The following is an 18989-nucleotide window of genomic DNA, read 5'->3' on the forward strand; positions in this document are numbered from 1 at the left end:
GGATGGCGGCCAAAAAAAAGCCGTCGCCGCAAAGGTAGTGCGACGACGGCTTCGAATCGTTAAGCAGGCCACATTATTGCAGGCCGCCGGCACCCGAGGTATCGGTGTGCGCGGGCGCGGGCTCGTGCTGGACCATCGTTTCCTGGTAGCGCTTATCGTAGCGGTTGCGCAGCGTACGGAACGAATTTCCGTCCCACAGGAACGCGGTGATGAACCAAACGAAAAGCAGGAGCGGCATCACGATGGTCATGATCATATTGCGGATCTCATCGCCGAGGTGCATGAACACGGAAACGATGTAGAAGGCTTTTGCAAGCGTGAGAATGCACACCACACCCTTGAACATCAGGATCAGCAGCGGGTTGGGCTCGGCGCCCTTGTGCATGGTGTAAATGAGCAGGCCGATGCCCAGCTCGATGATGGTGATGATCGACAGCAGGATCGTCGTCTTTCGCACCCGGCTGCGGAAGGTCGCATCGTCGGTGTGGTGCTCAAACGTGATCTCGGGGCTGTGCGTATTGCTATGGATATTATGTGCCATTGTTACTGTTTAGTGGGTTACGGGTTAGATCAGGTAGAAGCAAAGGAATACAAATACCCATACGAGGTCTACAAAGTGCCAGTAGAGACCGGCCTTTTCGATCATCAGGTAGTGGCCGCGCTTTTCGAACACGTTGTTCTGCGTCATCAGCAGCATCACGATGTTGATGATCACACCCGAGAATACGTGGAAGCCGTGGAAACCGGTGATGCCGTAGAAGAAGCCGCCGAAAGCTACCGGGCCCGTGTTACGAACGTGGAGCTCGGTGAGGTCGATAAGGCCGCGCAGCTGCGTATCGTTCATGGCCAGCAGCTGTTGCTCGCTCATGTTCTCGTGGTGGATGTGTGCCAGCTTGGCGAGTCCCTCGTGCGGAGTGTTCGCAAGAGCCTGCGTCAGCACGTTGGTATCATGGATGGCGCTGCCCCAGGGGTTGATCTTGGTGGTCTGACCCACTACGTCGAGTGCGCCGTTGGCCAGCACCGCGTGCTCGCCGGTGATGAGGTGATGCCACTCCCAGGCCTGGCAGCCAAGGAATGCAAGACCGCCTACGATGGTCCAGGCGAGCCACTTCACAACACTTTTCTTGTCGTTGCTATGTCCGGCGTGCACGGCCAGCACCATCGTCACCGAGGAGATGATGAGGATGAAGGTCATGACCGATACGAAGGCCAGCGGCAGGTTCATGTGGCCGGTTCCGGGGAAGGCGTTGAACACGACGTTCGGGTCGGGCCAGAAGTTCTGCGAGAAGCGGATGGTACCGTAGGAGATCAGGAACGCGCCGAACGTGAAGGCGTCACTCATCAGGAAGTACCACATCATCAGTTTCCCATACTCCAGGTTGAAAGGGCTTCGTCCTCCCCCCCACCATTGCTTACCCGTTACGACAGCAGATTGAGCCATATGTACAGTTTGTAGTTTGTAGTTTGTGGTTGGGAGTTAGTCCAGCCACAAATCGGTTTCAGTTTTTCTATTTCTTCCGGAGCCTGTCGTTGTCGTTGTCGTCGCATGCGCAACTTCAAACTCCAAACCACAAACCCCAAACTTTTTGTTTATCCGATCCACATAAAGAAGACCAGCAGGTAAATCCAGAGCACATCCACGAAGTGCCAGTACGTGGCCATCACTTCCACCGGCACCGCGTTGTAGTTCTTGCTGCGACCCAGGAAAGCCCGTCCAAAAACTACCGCCAGCGCAACGATCCCACCAATGACGTGCATCGCGTGGAGGCCGGCAATGGCGTAAAGGAACTGTCCCGCGCCGGCACCCTTGAAGCGCACCCCATGGTTCCAGAGCCAGCTGAAGCCAACCCACTGGAGCGTCACGAAGGCGATCCCGAGCACGAGCGTCGCTACAAGCAGCCCCCGGTAGCGGGCAAAGTTGCGCTGCTTGAAGGCGCGCAGGGCCAGCTGCATTGTGAGGCTGCTGAGGAGGATCGCTGCCGTAGAAGCCCAGAAGGCCTTCGGTATCGACACCTCTTCCCAGTTGGCCTGGTTGCTCTTCACGATGTAGGCGGAGGTGAGTCCGGCGAACATCATCAGGATGCTGCCGATCGCCACCCACATGGTGAACTTGTGCGGATGTATCTTTTGTCTTTGCGGCGTACTCACGGTTACCATCTCTCTTTATTAGTTTATCGTACTTCGGCTACTCTCGGCATGACAGCTGTCACGATAAGCTAGCTTGAAGCGTCATTCACACGATCTTATCCGCCAGCAGCGCCAGGAGCACTACGGGCAGGTGCGCATACGAGCTGAACATCACACGGCGTCCCGCCTTTGCATCGTTCTCGCGGTACAGGCGAACGCACTGGAACACGAGAAAGAGATTCATCAGCGTTACGATCACGAGGCTTACCGTTCCGGTGAGACCGATGTAGTAAGGCAGCGCGCATACCGGGATGAGCAGCAGCGAATAGATGATCGTTTGCAGCGCGGTGAACTTCGTCGGGCCCTCGGCACTCGGCAGCAGCTTGAAGCCGGCCGCCGTGTAGTCGCGGTGCGCAACCCAGGCAATGGCCCAGAAGTGCGGGAACTGCCACAGGAACTGGATGGCAAAGAGCACCCAGCCGCCGACGTTCGAATATTCGTGCCCATTGACGGTATAGGTGTCAAAAGGAGCGAATACACCCGAGCCCGCGATCCAGCCGATGAGGCAGGGAAGCGCGCCCGGAAAGGCACCAACAAACACCGAGATGGCATTCACCTTTTTCAGCGGCGTATAGATGAAGGCGTACAGGAAGAGGCTGAAGGCGGCAATGCCGGCCGACAACCAATTAAAGTACCAGCCCAGGATCCCGACACCGACAGCGCCGGTGAGGATCGCAAAGGCCCAGCCTTCCGCCGCGGACATCCGTCCTGAAGCAACAGGCCGCTTGGCCGTGCGCTTCATTTTGGCGTCCGTGTCCTTCTCCACCACCTGGTTGATGGCATTGGCGGCACCCGTCACCAGCATACCGCCGATGAAGAGCAACACGCTGCGCCACCAGGGGCTTTCGTACAGCTCGCTCACGCGGGGCACGAGCAGGAAGCTGACGACGCTGGAGAAGACCACCATGATGCTCAGTGAAGGCTTCATCAGCTGCAGGTAATCCTTCAGCCGGTTACTTTTCGAGGCCTCCCCTGTTTCCATCTGTAGTGTTGCGGTTTGCAAACGATCGATTTCAAATAACTAGTCACACAAAATCAAACGCACGTATCATCTTGTCAACCAGTCAAACCAAAGTCAGACTAGTGTTTCGTTTCGTTCGGGTTCAGCGCCTCGGTCTGCGGGATGTACTCGCGGCCGTCTTTGCTGTAGTCGTACGCCCAGCGGTGTACTTCCGGGATCTCACCAGGCCAGTTGCCGTGGCCGGGGTTGATCGGCGTCGTCCACTCGAGGGTGGCAGCACCCCAGGGGTTCATCGTGCGCACCTTACGACCCTTGAAGATCGAGTAGAAGAAGTTGAACACGAACATGAGCTGCACCGAGAATACAATGATCGATACCACCGTGATCATCTTGTTCAGGTCACCGAAGTGGTTGAACGAGGTCCACAGACGCAGGTCGAGGTAGCGGCGCGGAACGCCGGCCAGGCCCTGGTAGTGCATCGGCCAGAAGATCAGGTAAGCACCGGCCAGCGTCACCCAGAAGTGAATATAGCCGAGCGTATTGTTGAGGTAGCGGCCGAACATCTTCGGGAACCAGTGGTATACACCGGCGAACATGCCGAAGAAGGCGGACACACCCATTACGATGTGAAAGTGCGCGATCACGAAGTACGTATCGTGCAGGTGGATGTCGAGCGTGGAGTTACCCAGCCAGATACCCGTAAGACCACCGGAGATGAACAGGCTTACAAAGCCGATGGCGAACATCATGGCAGGTGTGAAGCGCAGGTTGCCACGCCAAAGCGTCGTCAGCCAGTTGAACACCTTGATGGCCGAGGGAATGGCGATCAGCAGGGTCAGCAGTACGAAGAAGGCGCCGAGGAAGGGATTCAGGCCCGTAACGAACATGTGGTGCGCCCATACCAGGAAGGCTAGGATGGTGATGGCGAAGATGGAACCGACCATCGCCATGTAACCGAAGATCGGCTTGCGGGCGTTGACGGACATAACCTCGGACACCAGGCCCATCGCGGGCAGGATGATGATGTAAACTTCGGGGTGACCCAGGAACCAGAACAAGTGCTGGTACAGGATCGCGCTACCGCCTTCGTTGGGCAGCACCTGGCCGGCCACAACGATGTCGCTCAGGTAGAACGAGGTACCCAGGTGACGGTCGAACAGGAGCAGGATAAAGCCCGAGAACAGAACGGGGAAGGAAAGAACCCCGAGGATGGCCGTGAAGAACAGCGCCCAGATGGTGAGCGGCATGCGCGTCATGCTCATGCCCTTGGTACGCATGTTCAGGATGGTGGCGATGTAGTTGAGGCCGCCGAGCAGCGAGCTCACAACGAACATGGCCATCGATACGATCCAGAGGTCCATACCGATCTTGGAGCCGATCGACGCCTGGGCCAGGGCCGACAGCGGCGGGTACGACGTCCAGCCACCGGAGGCGGGACCCGTTTGTACGAAGAGCGAGGAGAACATGATCACGCTGGCGAGGAAGAAGAACCAGTACGACAGCATGTTCATAAAGGGCGATGCCATGTCGCGGGCGCCGAGCTGCAGCGGAATGAGCAGGTTCGCGAAGGTTCCCGACAGGCCGCCGGTGAGTACGAAGAACACCAGCACGGTACCGTGCATTGTGATCAGCGCGTAATAGAATTCAGGCTGGATCTGGCCGCCTTTGGCCCAGTTGCCGAAGAACGTTTCCAGGATGGGGAACGATTCGTCGGGGTAAGCCAGCTGGAGGCGGAACAGCACCGAGAACAGGCCGCCGACGATCGCCCAGAGCATACCCGTGATGAGGAACTGCTTGGCAATGGTCTTGTGGTCCTGGCTGAAGATGTACTTCGTAATGAAGGTCTCCTTGTGGTGGTGGCCGTGGTCACCATCGTGGTGATGATCTACATGGAGTGCTCCATGTGTTGCATCAGCCCCTGTCTGCACGTTGTGATGTGTATGCTCGTTCATATCGTAAGCTCTTTAGAAACGGAATCAATGTGGTTATCAGAGAGCGGCGGTCCGCTTGGTGGTATCGGCAGGCGCCGCTTTCGTCGTGTCGCCTCCCATATTCGTTTTGCCGGGCGCGGGAGCCGGTGCGGCGCCCTGCGTGGCGGCGATGTACTGCGGTTGCTTCGTTCCCAGCCAGGCGTTGAATTCTTCCTGCGTTTCCACCACTACGGTGCCGCGCATCGAGAAGTGGCCCTTGCCGCACATCTGGTCGCAGGAGATCTCGTAGTTGAAATCAGGACCGTACTTGTCGCGCATTTGCTTGGTGGTGAACTTGGGTGTGAACCACATCGTGGTGGGGATGCCCGGTACAGCGTCCATCTTCATGCGGAAGTGCACGAGGCCCACGTCGTGGATTACGTCTTTGGCGTTGATGATCAGCTTTACGGGCTTGCCGACAACGATGTGCATTTCACCGGTGGTGTAGATATCGTCGCGGTTGGCGGGGTCCGACCAGATCTGGCCGAGCGGGTTGCCGGTAGCTTCGTTGACTTCCTTGAAGTAGCGTTTGCCGAACTGGCCATCCTTACCGGCGTAGCGGAATTCCCAGTTGAATTGCTTGCCATAGACTTCCACTACCTGGGCGTCTTTCGGCGCTTCACCGGTGATCTGGAACCAGTAATAGAGGCCAAAGCCAACGAGGATGGTCAGCGTGATGGCGGGAATAACGGTCCAGATAAGCTCCAGCTTGTTGTTGTGGGGATAGTAAAACGCCTTGCGGCCTTCTTTCTCCTGGTACTTGAACGAAAACCAGAACAGCAGCACCTGCGTGATGAGGAACACGATACCGGTGATGACCAGCGTGATCCACAGCATGGAGTCGATGCGCTCGCCGTGGTTCGACGCAGCTTCGCCGAGGATCTTTCCCTTGAGGCGCTCGTTGCAATACCATACGCCGATGAGGCCGGCGATCAGGAATGCCAGGAGCAGGAAGGCATTGATCCGGTTGTTTTCTTTTCGCGTTTTTTCCTCACCCCGAAGGATGGAGACATATTCGCTGGCCTTGGCGATCTGGAATACGATCACAAATCCCAAAATCAGCGCTATTACAATCCAGGAAATCGACATAGTTCGTTGTTTCTATATTCTCAAAGTCTATTTCAAAATTCTTCCCGACGCTTCGGGAGACAAAATTCAAAAATTGCTTCGGCGCCGGGCCTTGGGTTCTTGAATTTTGACTTTTTGTTTTTTATGTGTGGTGCACGATGCTCTCTTTCAGGAACGGGTGGTTCCGGGCGTAGAGCGGGTGCTTGGCAAGGCTGCGGGCCGTGACGAACATGATGATACCGACAAAGCCAAGGGCGATACCGAAATCCACGAGCATGAACGGAACATGGTCGTTCGAGATGCCGGGGAACACCATCTGGTAGAAGTCGAGCCAGTGACCGAAGAGGATCAGTACGGCCATCAGCGAGATCGTACCGTAGTTGCGCTTCGAGTTTCGCTTCATCAGGATCAGCAGCGGCGCGAGGAAGTTGATGATCAGGTTCAGGAAGAACAGGCCGCGGTAGGCACCGTGCATCCGGGGCTTGAAGTAGATCGTTTCCTCGGGGATGTTGGCGTACCAGGTCAGCATGAACTGCGAATACCAGAGGTAGGTCCAGAAAATCGAGAAGGCGAACATGAACTTACCGAGGTCGTGCAGGTGCTCTTTGGTAACCAGCTCGAGGTAGTTGTTGTTTTTCAGGTAAACCACAAACAGGGTGATCAGCGCCATACCGGCCACGAAGCTCGAGGCGAAGGTGTACCAGCTGAACATCGTCGAGTACCAGTGGGCATTGATCGACATCAGCCACAGCCAGGGCGTGCTCGAAAGCACCGTGAGGGCAAACAGCACGAGAAAGTGTGCCGCGCGAACCGTGTTGGTCCACTGGTATTTTTTTGCTTCATCGGGCGACAGCGGGGTATCGTCGATAGCGCGCGACAGGTTGCGCATGCGCTTGCCGAGAAACCACCAGCCGGCGATCGTGATGATCGTCCAGACAGTAAAGAAGGTGGAGTTGAGGAAGCCCGACTTACCCTTGAGGATCTCGTCGTGCTGCACGTGCTCCTTGTCGGTCCAGTGGTAGAGGGCGTGGTCGCCGCCGAAGGTGATGGCCATCAGCACAACCAGCGTGATGATACCGAGTACCGGCACACAGGTGGAAATGGCTTCCGTAACGCGGCGGAAGGAGATCTGGAAGCCGCCCCAGGCGAGGGTCGTGGCGCAGATAAAGAACATACAGGCGTTTACCACCAGCAGGAAGTAGACGCTGTTCTGCAGCAGCGAGGCCCAGAAGCGGGCGCGCTCGTGCACGGCTTCTTCGCTGTTGCCGCTGGCCATGCCGTGCGTCACAAATAGGATGATCACCGACAAGATACCGATCGCCATGAGGGCCATGGCCAGGGTATTGTATCGTTTGGGTACTACAAATTGCTCTCGTAAAGCTGCCATTATCTCGTGATTAAGTCGTCAGTTAATTTGTGGGTTTCGTTACAGCAGGAGCGGCGGGTGCGGTACCGGCTGCGGAGGTCGTTCCGGTTGCTGCAGGCGCTGCGGTTGCGGCTTTGGCCGTTGTGTCGGCACCGGCTGCCTTGGCAGGACCCTGCTTGCTGCGGATGTAGTTGATGATCCACCAGCGCTGCTCGGGATGCACCTGCGAGGCATAGGAACCCATCTGGCCTTTGCCGTAGGTGATCACGTGGTAGATCTGCGCATCGGAAAGCTTCTTGGAATAGTCGTCCATCAGGTTGCGCGGGGCCGCCGGGAAGGGACCTTCGCCGCCTTTCCAGAGGGGGCCGTTGCCGTCGAGGGCGGTACCGTGGCAGATGGCGCAGTTCACCTGGAACAGGCGCTGGGCTTCCTTCTGCTGGACAGCTGTGAATGTCGTCGGCTGACCGGGCGCCTTGTAGGAGGCTGCCTGGTTGTAACCGCTGTCGCCTGCCGCGAGGGCAAAGGGGAACGCGTCGCCGCGGGCTACCGTACCGGGCACGGGCATTCCGTTATAAGAAGCACCGCGGCTTTTCAGATCGTGGTCTTCGGGTTGGTTGTTGTAGCCGTAGGCCTCGTAGGCGCGGCTGTAATACATATCGGGCATGTAGGCGTGGCCGGGATCGTTCCCGTGGGCGCCGCCGCAGCTGCTGAAGCCGAGCACACCTGCAATGAATCCTGTAAGAAGCAATACTTTTTTCATCGTTCCTGTTTTATCCGGCTACCGCCACTTCGTTGTTGTAGAGTTGTTGTTCCTTGTCGTAGCGACCGAGCCACCAGCCCGTTTCCTTGTGCATCACTTCAACGCCCTGGCCACCGATGCTCTGGAGGAAGCTGATCACCTCCTGCTCGTTCGAGCGCTCTGTGAGCTCGATGGCCATGGTGAAGGTGTCGTCGGTGGAGCGGAGGTTAAAGTGGTCTTTCTTTACGAAAGGCGCCAGCTGGCAGAGGTAGCAGAAGGTCAGCACCATACCCACGGCGGAGAACAGTACCGTCAGCTCAAACATGATCGGGATCCACGCCGGCAGCGAGAAGTGCGGCTTGCCACCGATGTTGAGCGGCCAGTCGGTCGTCAGCGTCCAGGTGATGAAGCTGAAGGCCGTGGTCGTTCCGGCGATACCGTACACGAAGCCGGCCGTGTGGAGGCTCGTGTCGCGGAGACCCATGGCGGTATCAAGACCGTGGATCGGGAAAGGCGTATATACGTCGTGGATCTTATGGCCGGCCTTGCGCACCGCTTTTACCGCGGGGAACAGCACCTGCTCGTCATAAAAGTTACCAACTACAAATTTCTTGATCGGCATAGTATCTTAATTTCTTAGTGGTGTGCGTGTTCGTGCACGAATTGGTCAACCGGCTCCTGCTCGATCACCGTCATCTCCGACTTGTACTTGTTACCGCTCTTCTTGAGGATATGCTTGATCTCGGCGATAGCGATTACAGGGAAGTATTTCGAGAAAAGGAAGTAGCAGGTGAAGAAGAGGCCGAACGTACCCATGTAGAACCCGATCTCCCAGATGGTGGGGGTGTAGTACGGGCTCCAGCTGGAGGGCAGGTAGTCGCGGTACAGCGAGGTAACGATGATCACGAAGCGCTCGAACCACATACCGATGTTTACGAGGATCGACATGAAGAAGGTCACCAGGATGTTGCGGCGCATCTTGCGGAACCAGAAGATCTGGGGCGAGATCACGTTGCAACCCATCATGATCCAGTAGCTCCAGCCGTAGGGCGAAGCGAGGTTCACGCGGTTTTGCTCGAAGGCGAACCACTCGTACTTCACACCCGAGTACCAGGCCATGAACAGCTCGGTGAGGTAGGCGATGCCCACGATCGAGCCGGTCAGTACGATTACTTTATTCATTACCTCGATGTGCTCGATGGTGATGTACTCTTCGAGGTGCAGCACCTTGCGGGTAACGAGGAGGAGCGTCTGTACCATCGCGAAGCCCGAGAAGATGGCACCAGCCACGAAGTAGGGCGGGAAGATGGTCGTGTGCCAGCCGGGGATCACCGAGGTGGCGAAGTCGAAGGATACGATGGTGTGTACCGAAAGTACCAGCGGGGTGGAGAGGCCGGCGAGCACCAGCGACAGGGCCTCGTGGCGCTGCCAGTGCTTCGTGGAGCCCGTCCAGCCGAAGGCGGCGGTACCGTAGAAAGCCTTGCGCCACTTCAGCTTGGCCCGGTCACGCAGGGTGGCCAGGTCGGGCAGCAGGCCCGAGTACCAGAAGAGGAGCGATACGGTGAAGTAAGTGGAGATGGCGAATACGTCCCACAGCAGCGGCGAGTTGAAGTTCACCCAAAGCGGTCCGCGTGTGTTGGGGTAAGGCAGGGTAAAGAAGGCGTTCCATACACGGCCCATGTGGAAGATCGGGAACTGGCCCGCGCACATTACCGCGAAGATGGTCATGGCCTCGGCCGCGCGGTTTACACCGGTACGCCAGCCCTGGCGGAAAAGCAGCAGGATCGCCGAGATCAGGGTACCGGCGTGACCGATACCGACCCACCATACGAAGTTGGTGATGTCCCAGCCCCAACCGATGGTGCGGTTCAGGTTCCACTGGCCCGTACCGAACCAGACTTCACGGGTTACGGAGATCACACCGAAGAGCAGCAGGCCTACCGAGATGAGGAAGCCGATCCACCAAAGGAGGCTGGGCTTCGTTTCGACGGGACGGCAGATGTCTTCCGTTACCTGGTGATAATCTTTGTTGCCCTCAACGAGCGGTGGTCTTACCTGCGATTCGTATTTAAGTAATGCCATATGGTTGATCTGTCGGCTTCCGGCTTGCGCCTTCGGCCCTGTTAGTGACTAGTTTATCAGCTGCCGCGATCGTTTGTGCTTCACGGCTCAGGGTTCACATTCTTACTTCTCGGTAGGCGCCGGGTGTGCACCGGGCGTTACCTCGTTTCCTTCGTGGGCATCCTGGCGGGCGTGCTCGCCCATGTTCTCCTCGTTCTCGAGGATCTCATTGCTGTTGCGCACGCGGGCGAGGTAGCTTACGTTGGGCAGCGTGTGGATCTGCTCGATCACGTGGAAGAGACGCTGCGGGTTGTTGCGGCGGATCTGCGCGACGGAGCTGTTGGGATCGTTGGCGTTGCCGAAGGTGATGGCGTTCGTGGGGCAGGCCTGGGCGCAGGCGCTCACTACCTCGTCGCCTTTCAGCGGGCGGTTTTCGAGCTTGGCCTTCAGCTTGCCTTCCTGGGTGCGCTGCACGCAGAACGTACACTTCTCCATCACACCGCGCGAGCGCGTTACCACGTCGGGGTTGAGCACCATGCGGGTGAGGTCGTCGTTCATCTGCTCTACTACGTAGTCGAGCTTGCCCACACCGCTCTTCGGACCGAGCACACCGTGCGTCGACGCACCTGTGTAGTCACCCCAGTTGAAGCGGCGTACTTTATACGGACAGTTGTTGGCGCAATAGCGGGTACCGATGCAACGGTTGTAGGCCATCTGGTTGACACCTTCGGAGTTGTGCATGGTAGCGGCTACCGGGCAAACGTTCTCGCAGGGTGCGTTGTCGCAGTGCTGGCACAGCATCGGCTGGAACACAACGGCCTTCAGGTCGTCGGCGTTCTTGGCATCGCTCACGAAGTAGCGGTCGATACGCAGCCAGTGCATTTCGTGGGCGCGGAGCACTTCGCTCTTACCAACAACCGGCACGTTGTTCTCCAGGTGGCAGGCAACCACGCAGGCGCCGCAGCCGATACAGGAGTTCATATCGATGGCCATACCCCATTTCGGACCGGGGAAGCTGTGGTCGTAAGTGTTGCCACCCTCGCCATCGGGCTTGGCGTAAAGCGTTGCCTCGTGGCGGTAATCGCCGGTTTTGCTGGCGAAGTCGGCAGTGAGCTCTTCGCGCTGCTCCTTGAAGCGGTTGGGCTCCTTCAGGAACATGGCCATCGTGGTTTCTTTCACCACTTCCTGGCGGTTCTCGTAAGAGTTGTGTACCTGCGTCTGGGCTACTTTATAGTCGGTAGCAACGGGCTTATCGGAGATCGTAACGGCGTTGTAGTAATCCACCGTCACACCGTTGAAGCGGGCGAAGGGGAAGACGTTGACGCCAGTGCCTTCGGCAGCCTTGCCGTAGGCGGCGTTGCGGCCGTAGCCGAGCGCCACGCCAATGGTGTTGGCTTCGACACCGGGAACCACGATGATCGGGAGCGTCACTTTCGTGTTACCGACAGTCAGCTCGATCGAGGGCTTCTCGCGGTGGTATTCGTAGTCGGAGTTGAGCTCGATGCCCAGCTCTTTCGCCTTCGATACGGAGATCATGGCGAAGTTGTCCCAGCTGGCCTTCGTGATCGGGTCGGGGAGCTCGAGCAGCCAGGGGTTGGCGCCCTGCTTACCGGAGCCCATGCCCACGTTCTGGTAAAGAACTACTTCGTTCTTGCCGCTGGCTTTGTTGGAACCGATACCGGCTACTGCGCCCTGAACACCGCCACCGTTGAAGGAGCCGGCATTGCCGCCAGTGTAGGTCGGGGGCGTGAAGGTCGTGGTGGTACCGTTGGTATTCACCGTATCGGTAACCATCGTGGCGGGCGCTGCCGGGGTTGTGGCGGCGCGGCCACCGTTCTCCCAAACACCATCCTGCAGGGCGGCGTCGAGTGCGAGCTCGCCACCGATGCGGCTGCTCCAGAACTGGCGGAAGTACGTATCGTAATCGGTATTGTTACCGCTCCACTTCAGCAGCGAAGTCTGGAAGGGGCGGGTTTTGAAGAGCGGGAAGATCGTCGGCTGGATGAAGGAGATATGTCCGGCGCGCGATTCGGCATCACCCCAGCTTTCGAGGAAGTGGGGAGCGGGTGCGGCGAAGTTGCACAGCGCGGTCGTTTCGTCCATCTTGGGGCTGAACGATACGGCGAGCTTCACCTTGGTCATGCCGGTCTTGAAGGCGGCGGCATTGTAGTAGTCGTAGGCCGGGTTGGCGTCGAATACGAGGAGGGCACCTACCGAGCCGGCGTTCATGGCGGTAACGAGGTCGCCCATGTCCTTGTCGATGGCGGCTTTCGTCATCATCGGCGTCGACCAGTCGATGGTGTTGCCGTAGGCGCCGATAGCGCTGTTGATGGCGTTCACCACGAGCTGAACGTTGGGGTCGTTGGAGCCGCAAACCACGAGGGCTTTGCCGCTGTTGGCCTTGAGGTCGGCAGCGATCTTGGCGATGCCGGCTTTGAGCTTGGCGTCACCAACACCGGCAGCCGTGCCATTGAGGGCGTTGAGGAGGGCAACAGCCACGGCTCCCGTTTCGGAGGGGCGGTGCGTGAAGCGCTCGTCGGCGTTGGAGCCGGTGAGCGAGAGAATGCTTTCGAGCTGGTAGTGCTTGCTCATCGTGGGATGCGCCTCGTTGATCTTGCGGCCGTACGAGTACTGGCGGGCAAATTCCACGGGGCTGAGCCAGGTGCCGAGGAAGTCGGCGCCGAGCGATACGATAACGGCAGCACGGTCAAAGTTGTAAGCCGGGATGGCGCGGCGGCCGAACGACGATTCGTTGGCCAGCAGCATACCGCTGTACGAAACGGAGTCGTACTGTACGTGGCGGGCGCCGGGCACCTTGCCGAGAAACTCGCTGATCACCTGCTTGGTGGAAGGCGAGTTGATGGTGCTGGTGAGCAGTACCACCGAGCCGCCACCGAGGCCGGCCATGGCCTGGCCTACGAGGCGGTCAAACTCCTCGTACGTTGGGATCTCGTCCCACTTGTCGCCGTTGCGGCGCTTCGGGTGCGTGGTGCGGAAGGTATCATAGAGGTCGAGCACGGATGCCTGCATGCGCGGGCTCGTACCGCCTTTGGTGATCGAAGAAAGCGTGTTGCCTTCGAGCTTTATGGGGCGGCCGTCGCGCACCTTGGCGATGGCGGGCACGATCTCACCGTCCTGGACGAAGGTGGTAGCATAATATTTGGCAACACCGGGGGTCACCGTTTCGGGGCGGTTAACGTAAGGCATGGCCTTGCGCACCGGCATCTTACAGGAAGCGGCGATGGTAGCGGCCGCGGTGCTGAAGCCGAGGTATTTGAGGAAGTCACGACGCGGGGTCTTTGCATCGAGCAGGCTGCCGTCCAGTTCCTCGAAGGGCAGCTGCTCCTGGAACTCGTCCTGGGTACGCTGCTGGTGGCGCTGGCTGTCGTTGAGTTCAGCGAAACTTTGCCAATACTTATTCGTGCTCATATTTATTATCTCCCGCGCCCCACAAAAAGACGCGGTTTGTTTTAGACTGATTAGGTAGAAGTAAGAACTGCTGTCCGCCTTCGCTGAGGCTCCGGCGAACGGAGAGGCTTATCAATAGTGGCACTTCTGGCACTCGAGGCCGCCGATATCCTGCACGCGTACGCTGTCCATCTTGCCGGCCTTGATGTCGTTGTGGAATTTCTCGTAGATGCTGTAAAACTTGTTACCGCTGCTGTCGGCCGAGTTGTAGAAGTTCACCTTCGTCTCGCGGTGGCAGTTGATACACCAGCCCATGCTCAGCTCGGCTACCTGCTTCACCTTGTCCATTTCCTGGATGTTGCCGTGGCAGTTCTGGCACTGCACCTTGCCGGCGTTCACGTGCTGGGCGTGGTTGAAGTACACGTGGTCGGGGAGGTTGTGGATCTTGACCCACTCCGGCGACGTGGCCTTGCTCGGATCCCAGGGTTTGCCCGGGGTATAGTTGGCGTATTTATACAGCTTCTGGATCTCGTTGGTACCGTTGATCTCGTTGCCTTCCTCGTCGAACAGCTTGGGGCCTTTCTCGTAAGCGTTGATGGCCTTGTGGCAGTTCATACAGATATTGAGCGAGGGGATGCCGGCGTGCTTGGATTCCCAGGCGGAGCCGTGGCAGTACAGGCAGTTGATCTGGTTGACGCCGGCGTGCACCTTGTGCGAGTAGTAGATCGGCTGGTCGGGCTGGTAGCCTTGCTGGCGGCCGAGGCCGATAGCGCCTTTGGCCACGAAGTAGCCGCCGATCACAAAGAGCAGCAGGGCGATGAGGGCGATGTATACTTTATTGCGCCAGAAGGGCACCTGCTCGGGGCGGCTGATGCCTTCGCGGTCGTCGGAGAGTTTCTTCAGGTTGTTGTTTACCTGCATCAGGATCAGGGCGATGATCGCCAGCACGATCGAGATGATGCCGAAGATGAGGGAGCCGTTGCCGCTTTCCTGCGAGGCGCCTGCGTTGGCACCGGCCGCGCCGCCTTCCTTCTTCTCAGCACCCGGCTCCGGGGCCGTGGTGATGTATTGCGTGATGTCGTCGATGTCCTTCTCGGTCAGTTGCGGGAACGACTGCATGATGGCGCCCATCTGCGCCTGCAACGCTTTGGTGTAGGGGTTGGTGGGGATGTAGGCCGCGGGGTTATGGATCCACTTGTACACTTCTTTCTGGTCGCCCCAGGGTCCGCGCTGCTTGAAACCGCGCAGCGCCGGGCCGGTCAGTGCCTTATCGAGGGCGTGACAGGTCTGGCAGTTCTGCTGAAACAGCTGCTTGCCGTGTGCAGCATCGCCCTGGGCATATGTAGCGAAAGAAAGAATCAGCGTGAAGAAAAACAGGAGGCCAATTTTCGTTACACGTGGCTTATGGAAAATCATAGATTCAACTGATCTAAATGTGGAAAATTTCCGAATCGGGGGCAAAAATATGACAGAGTTCTTACAAATACCCATAAGCTTTAAATTTTTTTTAACCCGCTACAGGCCTGCATTTCAGCCGATTAGCACTCTTGTAAAACCCGCGGAATATAGACTTGTTTTTTCATCAAACAAACCTGCATTTACGACGCCGCCTTGTGAAAAAACATGACTTTGGTCAGGTATTCTGCTTCCACAGTTTGGCGGTACTTTCGTGCGCTCCAACCCATGACACCCGATTCGAACCATAGCGGCACACGCCCCCATCGCCTCGCCGTCTTTGCCTCCGGCAACGGCACAAACGCACAGAGCCTGATGGAATATTTCCGCGGGCATCCCGCTATAGAGGTGGCGCTGATCGTGTGCAACAAGCCCGGAGCCGGCGTGCTGGCCCGCGCGGCGGCCTTCGGCGTACCGACGCTGCTGCTGGAGCGCGCGCGCTTCTTTCACGGCGATGCGTACCTGCCGGAGCTGCAGGCGGCCCGTATAACATATATAGTGTTGGCCGGTTTTCTCTGGAAGATCCCGCCCCCCCTTATCGAGGCGTACCCGGCGCGGATCGTCAACATCCACCCGGCGCTGCTCCCGGCCTACGGAGGCAAGGGCATGTGGGGGCAGCATGTGCACAAGGCGGTGCTGGCGTCGGGCGATACGGAGTCGGGCATCACCATTCATTATGTCGACGAGCACTACGACCACGGCGACCACCTGTTCCAGGCCCGCTGCCCCGTACTTCCCGGCGACAGCCCCTTGACCCTGGCGGCCCGTGTGCACGAGCTCGAGCACCGGCACTACGCGGAGGTAGTGGAGCGCGCCGTGCTCGGCGGTAAATGAGCGGCGCCTATCCATTGTTCAGTTCCAAAGCCCTACCTTTGAAAGGCCCCGTGAAACCGAACCCATGATTCCAGCTTTTTCCGCTCTACCCCGAAGCCGGCCGGCCCAGCCCCGCACGGTCTTTGTGGCGGCTACCCCGGGAGGACCGGAATCATGAGGATGTTTGATTTTCTATTGCTGTCGCAGATGGAGCAACTCGACCTTTTGTATGAAGAGGGAACTTATCTCGGCAAACGCAAAATAGGGGCGCAGGCCTGCGTACTATACCAGATCGAGGGCTTTTATGTGGAAGTGCTGTACCGTCAATACCGGCTCCTGCCGAAGAAGGTGCGCTGCTTCCGCTCCGTTGCCCTCCTGGATCCGTACCTGGAGCTGATCGACCTGGAACATTTAGTTTGACCCTGTCCCTGCAGTTTGAGGGGCACACAGCAGCGCAACTGAAGTATGACGAAGTCCAGCACGCCCAAGAACATCGTATTGTACGCCGACGACGACGCCGACGACCTGCAACTCGTGCAGGACGCCTTCTCGGAATTTGCCCGCGAGGTGGAGGTGGTGACCGTTACCGACGGCGGCCAGGCGCTCCACTTCCTCAAGGGCCTGCAGGAACTCGACCCGGTGCCCTGCCTCATTATCCTCGACGTCAACATGCCCATCGTCGACGGCAAGCAGGTGCTCCGCGAGCTGCGTACCCTCGAGCGCTACGCCGACGTGCCGGTCGTGTTGTTCACCACGTCCTCGCTGCCCACCGACAAGGATTTCGCCGACCGCTACAAGGCCGGCTTCATCACCAAGCCGCTGCACTACCGCCAGATGGAGCAGATCACCGAAGACTTCATCAGCCACTGCGCCGAAGAAGTGCGGCGCAAGATCCAGAACAAAAGCTGACCGGCCCGGAGGAGCGGCAGTTGCGCGCTTCCGACTTCCGCCTTTACCACTTTGCCCGTCCGGCTATCTTTGCCGCTAACCTTACTGCTTGACCCTCTCCGTCATCATAGTTAATTACAACGTGCGCTACTTCCTGGAGCAATGCCTGCATTCGGTGCAGGCCGCCAGCCGGGATATCGACACCGAGGTCATCGTGGTCGACAACCACAGCAGCGACGACAGTGAAGCCTACCTGCGCGCGCGCTTCCCCGGCCTGCGCTTCGTGGCCAACAGCGAGAACGTGGGATTCGGGCGCGCCTGCAACCAGGGCCTCGCCATCGCCCGCGGCCGCTACATACTTTTCCTCAACCCCGATACGCTGCTCCCCGAAGACGGCCTCCGGACCTGCCTCCGCTTTTTCGAAACCCACCCGGATGCCGGCGCACTTGGCGTGCGAATGATCGACGGCACCGGGTCCTTTCTGAAAGAATCGAAGCGCTCCTTCCCCGCGCCGCTGACGGCCCTTTACAAGCTGTTCGGTCTTTCGCTCCTGTTCCCGCATTCGCGGATCTTCGGCCGCTACCACCTCGGTCACCTCGACGAGCACCGCAACTGGGAGGTCGACGTGCTGGCCGGCGCCTTCATGCTGATACCGCGGCTGGTGCTCGATACTGTCGGCTCCTTCGACGAGGCCTTCTTCATGTATGGAGAAGACGTGGACCTCAGCTACCGCATCCAGCGGGCCGGCTACAAAAACTATTATGTCGCCGACACAAGCATCATCCACTTCAAGGGTGAGAGCACGAAGCGCGGATCACTCAACTACGTGCGGCTCTTCTACAGCGCCATGAACATCTTCGTGCGCAAGCACTACGGTGGCGCGCGGGCGCGGCTCTTCCGCATATCGATCCAGTTCGCGATCTGGCTCCGGGCGGCGCTGGCCGCGGGGGCCAAGGCGCTCCGCTGGATCGGCCTCCCCGTGATCGACGGCATCCTGATCCTGCTTTCGTTCTGGCTCGTCAAGGAGCTGTGGATCGGCTACGTACGTCCCGACATCGTACTGCCGGGGCCGCTCATCCGTGCCTCGCTGCCGATCTATACGCTCGTATATATTATTACGGCGTACTATGCCGGCCTGTACGACAAGATCTACCGGCGCAGCAACCTCCTGCGGGCCGCCGGCTTTGCCGCACTGGTGCTGCTGGCCGGCTACGCGCTGCTGCCCGAGATCCTGCGCTTTTCGCGCGCGATCCTGGTGGGCGGCGCCCTTCTTGGGTTTGTGGCCATCGGCACGGTGCGGCGCCTGCTGCTCCAAACGGGCCTCCTGCAGCGGCCGGCCGAGCTGGTGGAGAAACCCTATATCCTCATTGCGGCCACCGCCGATGAATACGCCGAGCTGCGGCAGTTGCTCGTTCGCAACGGGCGGGGCGCCCATATCCTCGGGCGCGTGGGGCTGCAGCCCGGCGAGCCCGATACCGTTACCGACCTGGCGCGCGCGCCGGAGGCCATCCGGGCACTCGACGCGCAGGAGCTTATCTTCTGCATCGGCACGCTCAGCTTCCGCGATGCGGTGACCCACACCGGCCGCCTGGCGCGGCATGTGCGGCTCCGTTACCACGCCGCCGGCTCTTCGAGCATGGTGGGTAGCGACTCGAAGGACAGCAGCGGTGAAGCCCTTTCGCTGCAGGCGCCGCTGCGCCTGGCTGCCCCGTCGTACCGGCGCAGCAAGCGGCTTACCGATGTCTTGCTGGCCCTGGGCTTCCTCGTGACCCTGCCGGTACACCTGCTGCTCGTGAAGCGGCCCGGGCGCTTTGCCCGCAATGTGCTGGCTGTGCTGCTGGGCCGCAAAACCTGGGTGGGCTATCGCCTCCCCGGGCCCGCGTTGCCTGTGCTGCGGACGGGCGTGCTCAGCGCCGGCGGACGACCCGCGGAAGCCTATTCGGCGCTGGCCGAAGAAAGCCTCCGGCAGGCCGACTACTGGTATGCGCGCGACTACGACGCGGCCGAAGACCTCAAAATCATTTTCCGCAATTACCGTTGGCTTGGTTTATGAACGCACTGAGCTTAGGAGCC

Annotated in this window: 16 protein-coding genes; 4 read left to right on the top strand and 12 right to left on the bottom strand. The window is 59.0% G+C overall.

The features are described from left to right. Positions 1-73 precede the first annotated feature (73 nt). The 12 genes from ACYU7Z_RS10890 to ACYU7Z_RS10945 all read right to left on the bottom strand — a co-directional run bounded on the left by ACYU7Z_RS10890 (position 74) and on the right by ACYU7Z_RS10945 (position 15176). Entirely contained in the window at positions 74-541 is a 468-nt protein-coding gene (locus ACYU7Z_RS10890) for a cytochrome C oxidase subunit IV family protein (protein ID WP_460570320.1), read from the bottom strand. A 24-nt stretch (positions 542-565) separates the two neighbouring features. Further along, positions 566-1441 (bottom strand): cytochrome c oxidase subunit 3 family protein, encoded by an 876-nt coding sequence (locus ACYU7Z_RS10895; RefSeq protein WP_460570322.1) that lies wholly within the window; start codon positions 1439-1441, stop codon positions 566-568. 149 nt (positions 1442-1590) lie between these two features. Beyond that, positions 1591-2157 (bottom strand): cytochrome c oxidase subunit 3, encoded by a 567-nt coding sequence (locus ACYU7Z_RS10900; RefSeq protein ID WP_460570324.1) that lies wholly within the window; start codon positions 2155-2157, stop codon positions 1591-1593. Positions 2158-2233: 76 nt separating this feature from the next. Next, positions 2234-3169 (bottom strand): heme o synthase, encoded by a 936-nt coding sequence (cyoE, locus tag ACYU7Z_RS10905; RefSeq protein WP_460570326.1) that lies wholly within the window; start codon positions 3167-3169, stop codon positions 2234-2236. A 98-nt stretch (positions 3170-3267) separates the two neighbouring features. Further along, the gene (locus ACYU7Z_RS10910) at positions 3268-5100 is read right to left on the bottom strand and encodes a cytochrome c oxidase subunit I (RefSeq protein ID WP_460570328.1); all 1833 of its coding nucleotides are present in this window, start codon (positions 5098-5100) and stop codon (positions 3268-3270) included. 36 nt (positions 5101-5136) lie between these two features. Then, positions 5137-6207 carry a cytochrome c oxidase subunit II gene (locus tag ACYU7Z_RS10915; RefSeq protein WP_460570330.1) on the bottom strand — a complete coding sequence of 357 codons (1071 nt, stop codon included), beginning with the start codon at positions 6205-6207 and terminating at the stop codon, positions 5137-5139. Between the two features lie 121 nt (positions 6208-6328). Further along, positions 6329-7573, bottom strand: coding sequence for a quinol:cytochrome C oxidoreductase (locus tag ACYU7Z_RS10920; RefSeq protein ID WP_460570332.1), 1245 nt, complete (start codon positions 7571-7573; stop codon positions 6329-6331). Positions 7574-7595: 22 nt separating this feature from the next. Further along, positions 7596-8312, bottom strand: coding sequence for a c-type cytochrome (locus ACYU7Z_RS10925; protein ID WP_460570334.1), 717 nt, complete (start codon positions 8310-8312; stop codon positions 7596-7598). A gap of 10 nt (positions 8313-8322) precedes the next feature. Next, positions 8323-8913 (bottom strand): DUF3341 domain-containing protein, encoded by a 591-nt coding sequence (locus tag ACYU7Z_RS10930; RefSeq protein ID WP_460570336.1) that lies wholly within the window; start codon positions 8911-8913, stop codon positions 8323-8325. A gap of 14 nt (positions 8914-8927) precedes the next feature. Then, entirely contained in the window at positions 8928-10373 is a 1446-nt protein-coding gene (gene nrfD, locus ACYU7Z_RS10935; protein ID WP_460570338.1) for an NrfD/PsrC family molybdoenzyme membrane anchor subunit, read from the bottom strand. A gap of 102 nt (positions 10374-10475) precedes the next feature. Further along, the gene (locus ACYU7Z_RS10940) at positions 10476-13781 is read right to left on the bottom strand and encodes a Fe-S cluster-containing hydrogenase (protein WP_460570340.1); all 3306 of its coding nucleotides are present in this window, start codon (positions 13779-13781) and stop codon (positions 10476-10478) included. Positions 13782-13892: 111 nt separating this feature from the next. Continuing rightward, positions 13893-15176 carry a c-type cytochrome gene (locus ACYU7Z_RS10945; RefSeq protein WP_460570343.1) on the bottom strand — a complete coding sequence of 428 codons (1284 nt, stop codon included), beginning with the start codon at positions 15174-15176 and terminating at the stop codon, positions 13893-13895. 267 nt (positions 15177-15443) lie between these two features. Between ACYU7Z_RS10945 and purN the strand changes: the two genes are divergently transcribed. The 4 genes from purN (at position 15444) to ACYU7Z_RS10965 (ending at position 18969) form a co-directional block, all read left to right on the top strand. Next, on the top strand, positions 15444-16049 hold the full coding sequence (purN, locus tag ACYU7Z_RS10950) for a phosphoribosylglycinamide formyltransferase (protein WP_460570345.1): 606 nt from the start codon (positions 15444-15446) through the stop codon (positions 16047-16049). A 159-nt stretch (positions 16050-16208) separates the two neighbouring features. Further along, entirely contained in the window at positions 16209-16448 is a 240-nt protein-coding gene (locus ACYU7Z_RS10955; RefSeq protein WP_460570347.1) for a hypothetical protein, read from the top strand. 45 nt (positions 16449-16493) lie between these two features. Further along, positions 16494-16937: a response regulator gene (locus ACYU7Z_RS10960; RefSeq protein ID WP_460570349.1), complete on the top strand. Its 444-nt coding sequence runs from the start codon at positions 16494-16496 to the stop codon at positions 16935-16937. 88 nt (positions 16938-17025) lie between these two features. After that, on the top strand, positions 17026-18969 hold the full coding sequence (locus ACYU7Z_RS10965) for a glycosyltransferase (RefSeq protein WP_460570351.1): 1944 nt from the start codon (positions 17026-17028) through the stop codon (positions 18967-18969). The last annotated feature ends 20 nt before the right edge of the window (positions 18970-18989 follow it).

This window comes from Flaviaestuariibacter terrae (assembly GCF_054777635.1).

Coding starts and splice junctions, on each gene's coding strand:
- ACYU7Z_RS10960 (WP_460570349.1), top strand. CDS start 16,494: ATGACGAAGTCCAGCACGCCCAAGAACATCGTATTGTACGCCGACGAC.
- purN (WP_460570345.1), top strand. CDS start 15,444: ATGACACCCGATTCGAACCATAGCGGCACACGCCCCCATCGCCTCGCC.
- ACYU7Z_RS10915 (WP_460570330.1), bottom strand. CDS start 6,207: ATGTCGATTTCCTGGATTGTAATAGCGCTGATTTTGGGATTTGTGATC.
- ACYU7Z_RS10900 (WP_460570324.1), bottom strand. CDS start 2,157: ATGGTAACCGTGAGTACGCCGCAAAGACAAAAGATACATCCGCACAAG.
- ACYU7Z_RS10945 (WP_460570343.1), bottom strand. CDS start 15,176: ATGATTTTCCATAAGCCACGTGTAACGAAAATTGGCCTCCTGTTTTTC.
- ACYU7Z_RS10930 (WP_460570336.1), bottom strand. CDS start 8,913: ATGCCGATCAAGAAATTTGTAGTTGGTAACTTTTATGACGAGCAGGTG.
- nrfD (WP_460570338.1), bottom strand. CDS start 10,373: ATGGCATTACTTAAATACGAATCGCAGGTAAGACCACCGCTCGTTGAG.
- ACYU7Z_RS10895 (WP_460570322.1), bottom strand. CDS start 1,441: ATGGCTCAATCTGCTGTCGTAACGGGTAAGCAATGGTGGGGGGGAGGA.
- ACYU7Z_RS10955 (WP_460570347.1), top strand. CDS start 16,209: ATGTTTGATTTTCTATTGCTGTCGCAGATGGAGCAACTCGACCTTTTG.
- ACYU7Z_RS10910 (WP_460570328.1), bottom strand. CDS start 5,100: ATGAACGAGCATACACATCACAACGTGCAGACAGGGGCTGATGCAACA.
- ACYU7Z_RS10940 (WP_460570340.1), bottom strand. CDS start 13,781: ATGAGCACGAATAAGTATTGGCAAAGTTTCGCTGAACTCAACGACAGC.
- cyoE (WP_460570326.1), bottom strand. CDS start 3,169: ATGGAAACAGGGGAGGCCTCGAAAAGTAACCGGCTGAAGGATTACCTG.
- ACYU7Z_RS10920 (WP_460570332.1), bottom strand. CDS start 7,573: ATGGCAGCTTTACGAGAGCAATTTGTAGTACCCAAACGATACAATACC.
- ACYU7Z_RS10890 (WP_460570320.1), bottom strand. CDS start 541: ATGGCACATAATATCCATAGCAATACGCACAGCCCCGAGATCACGTTT.
- ACYU7Z_RS10925 (WP_460570334.1), bottom strand. CDS start 8,312: ATGAAAAAAGTATTGCTTCTTACAGGATTCATTGCAGGTGTGCTCGGC.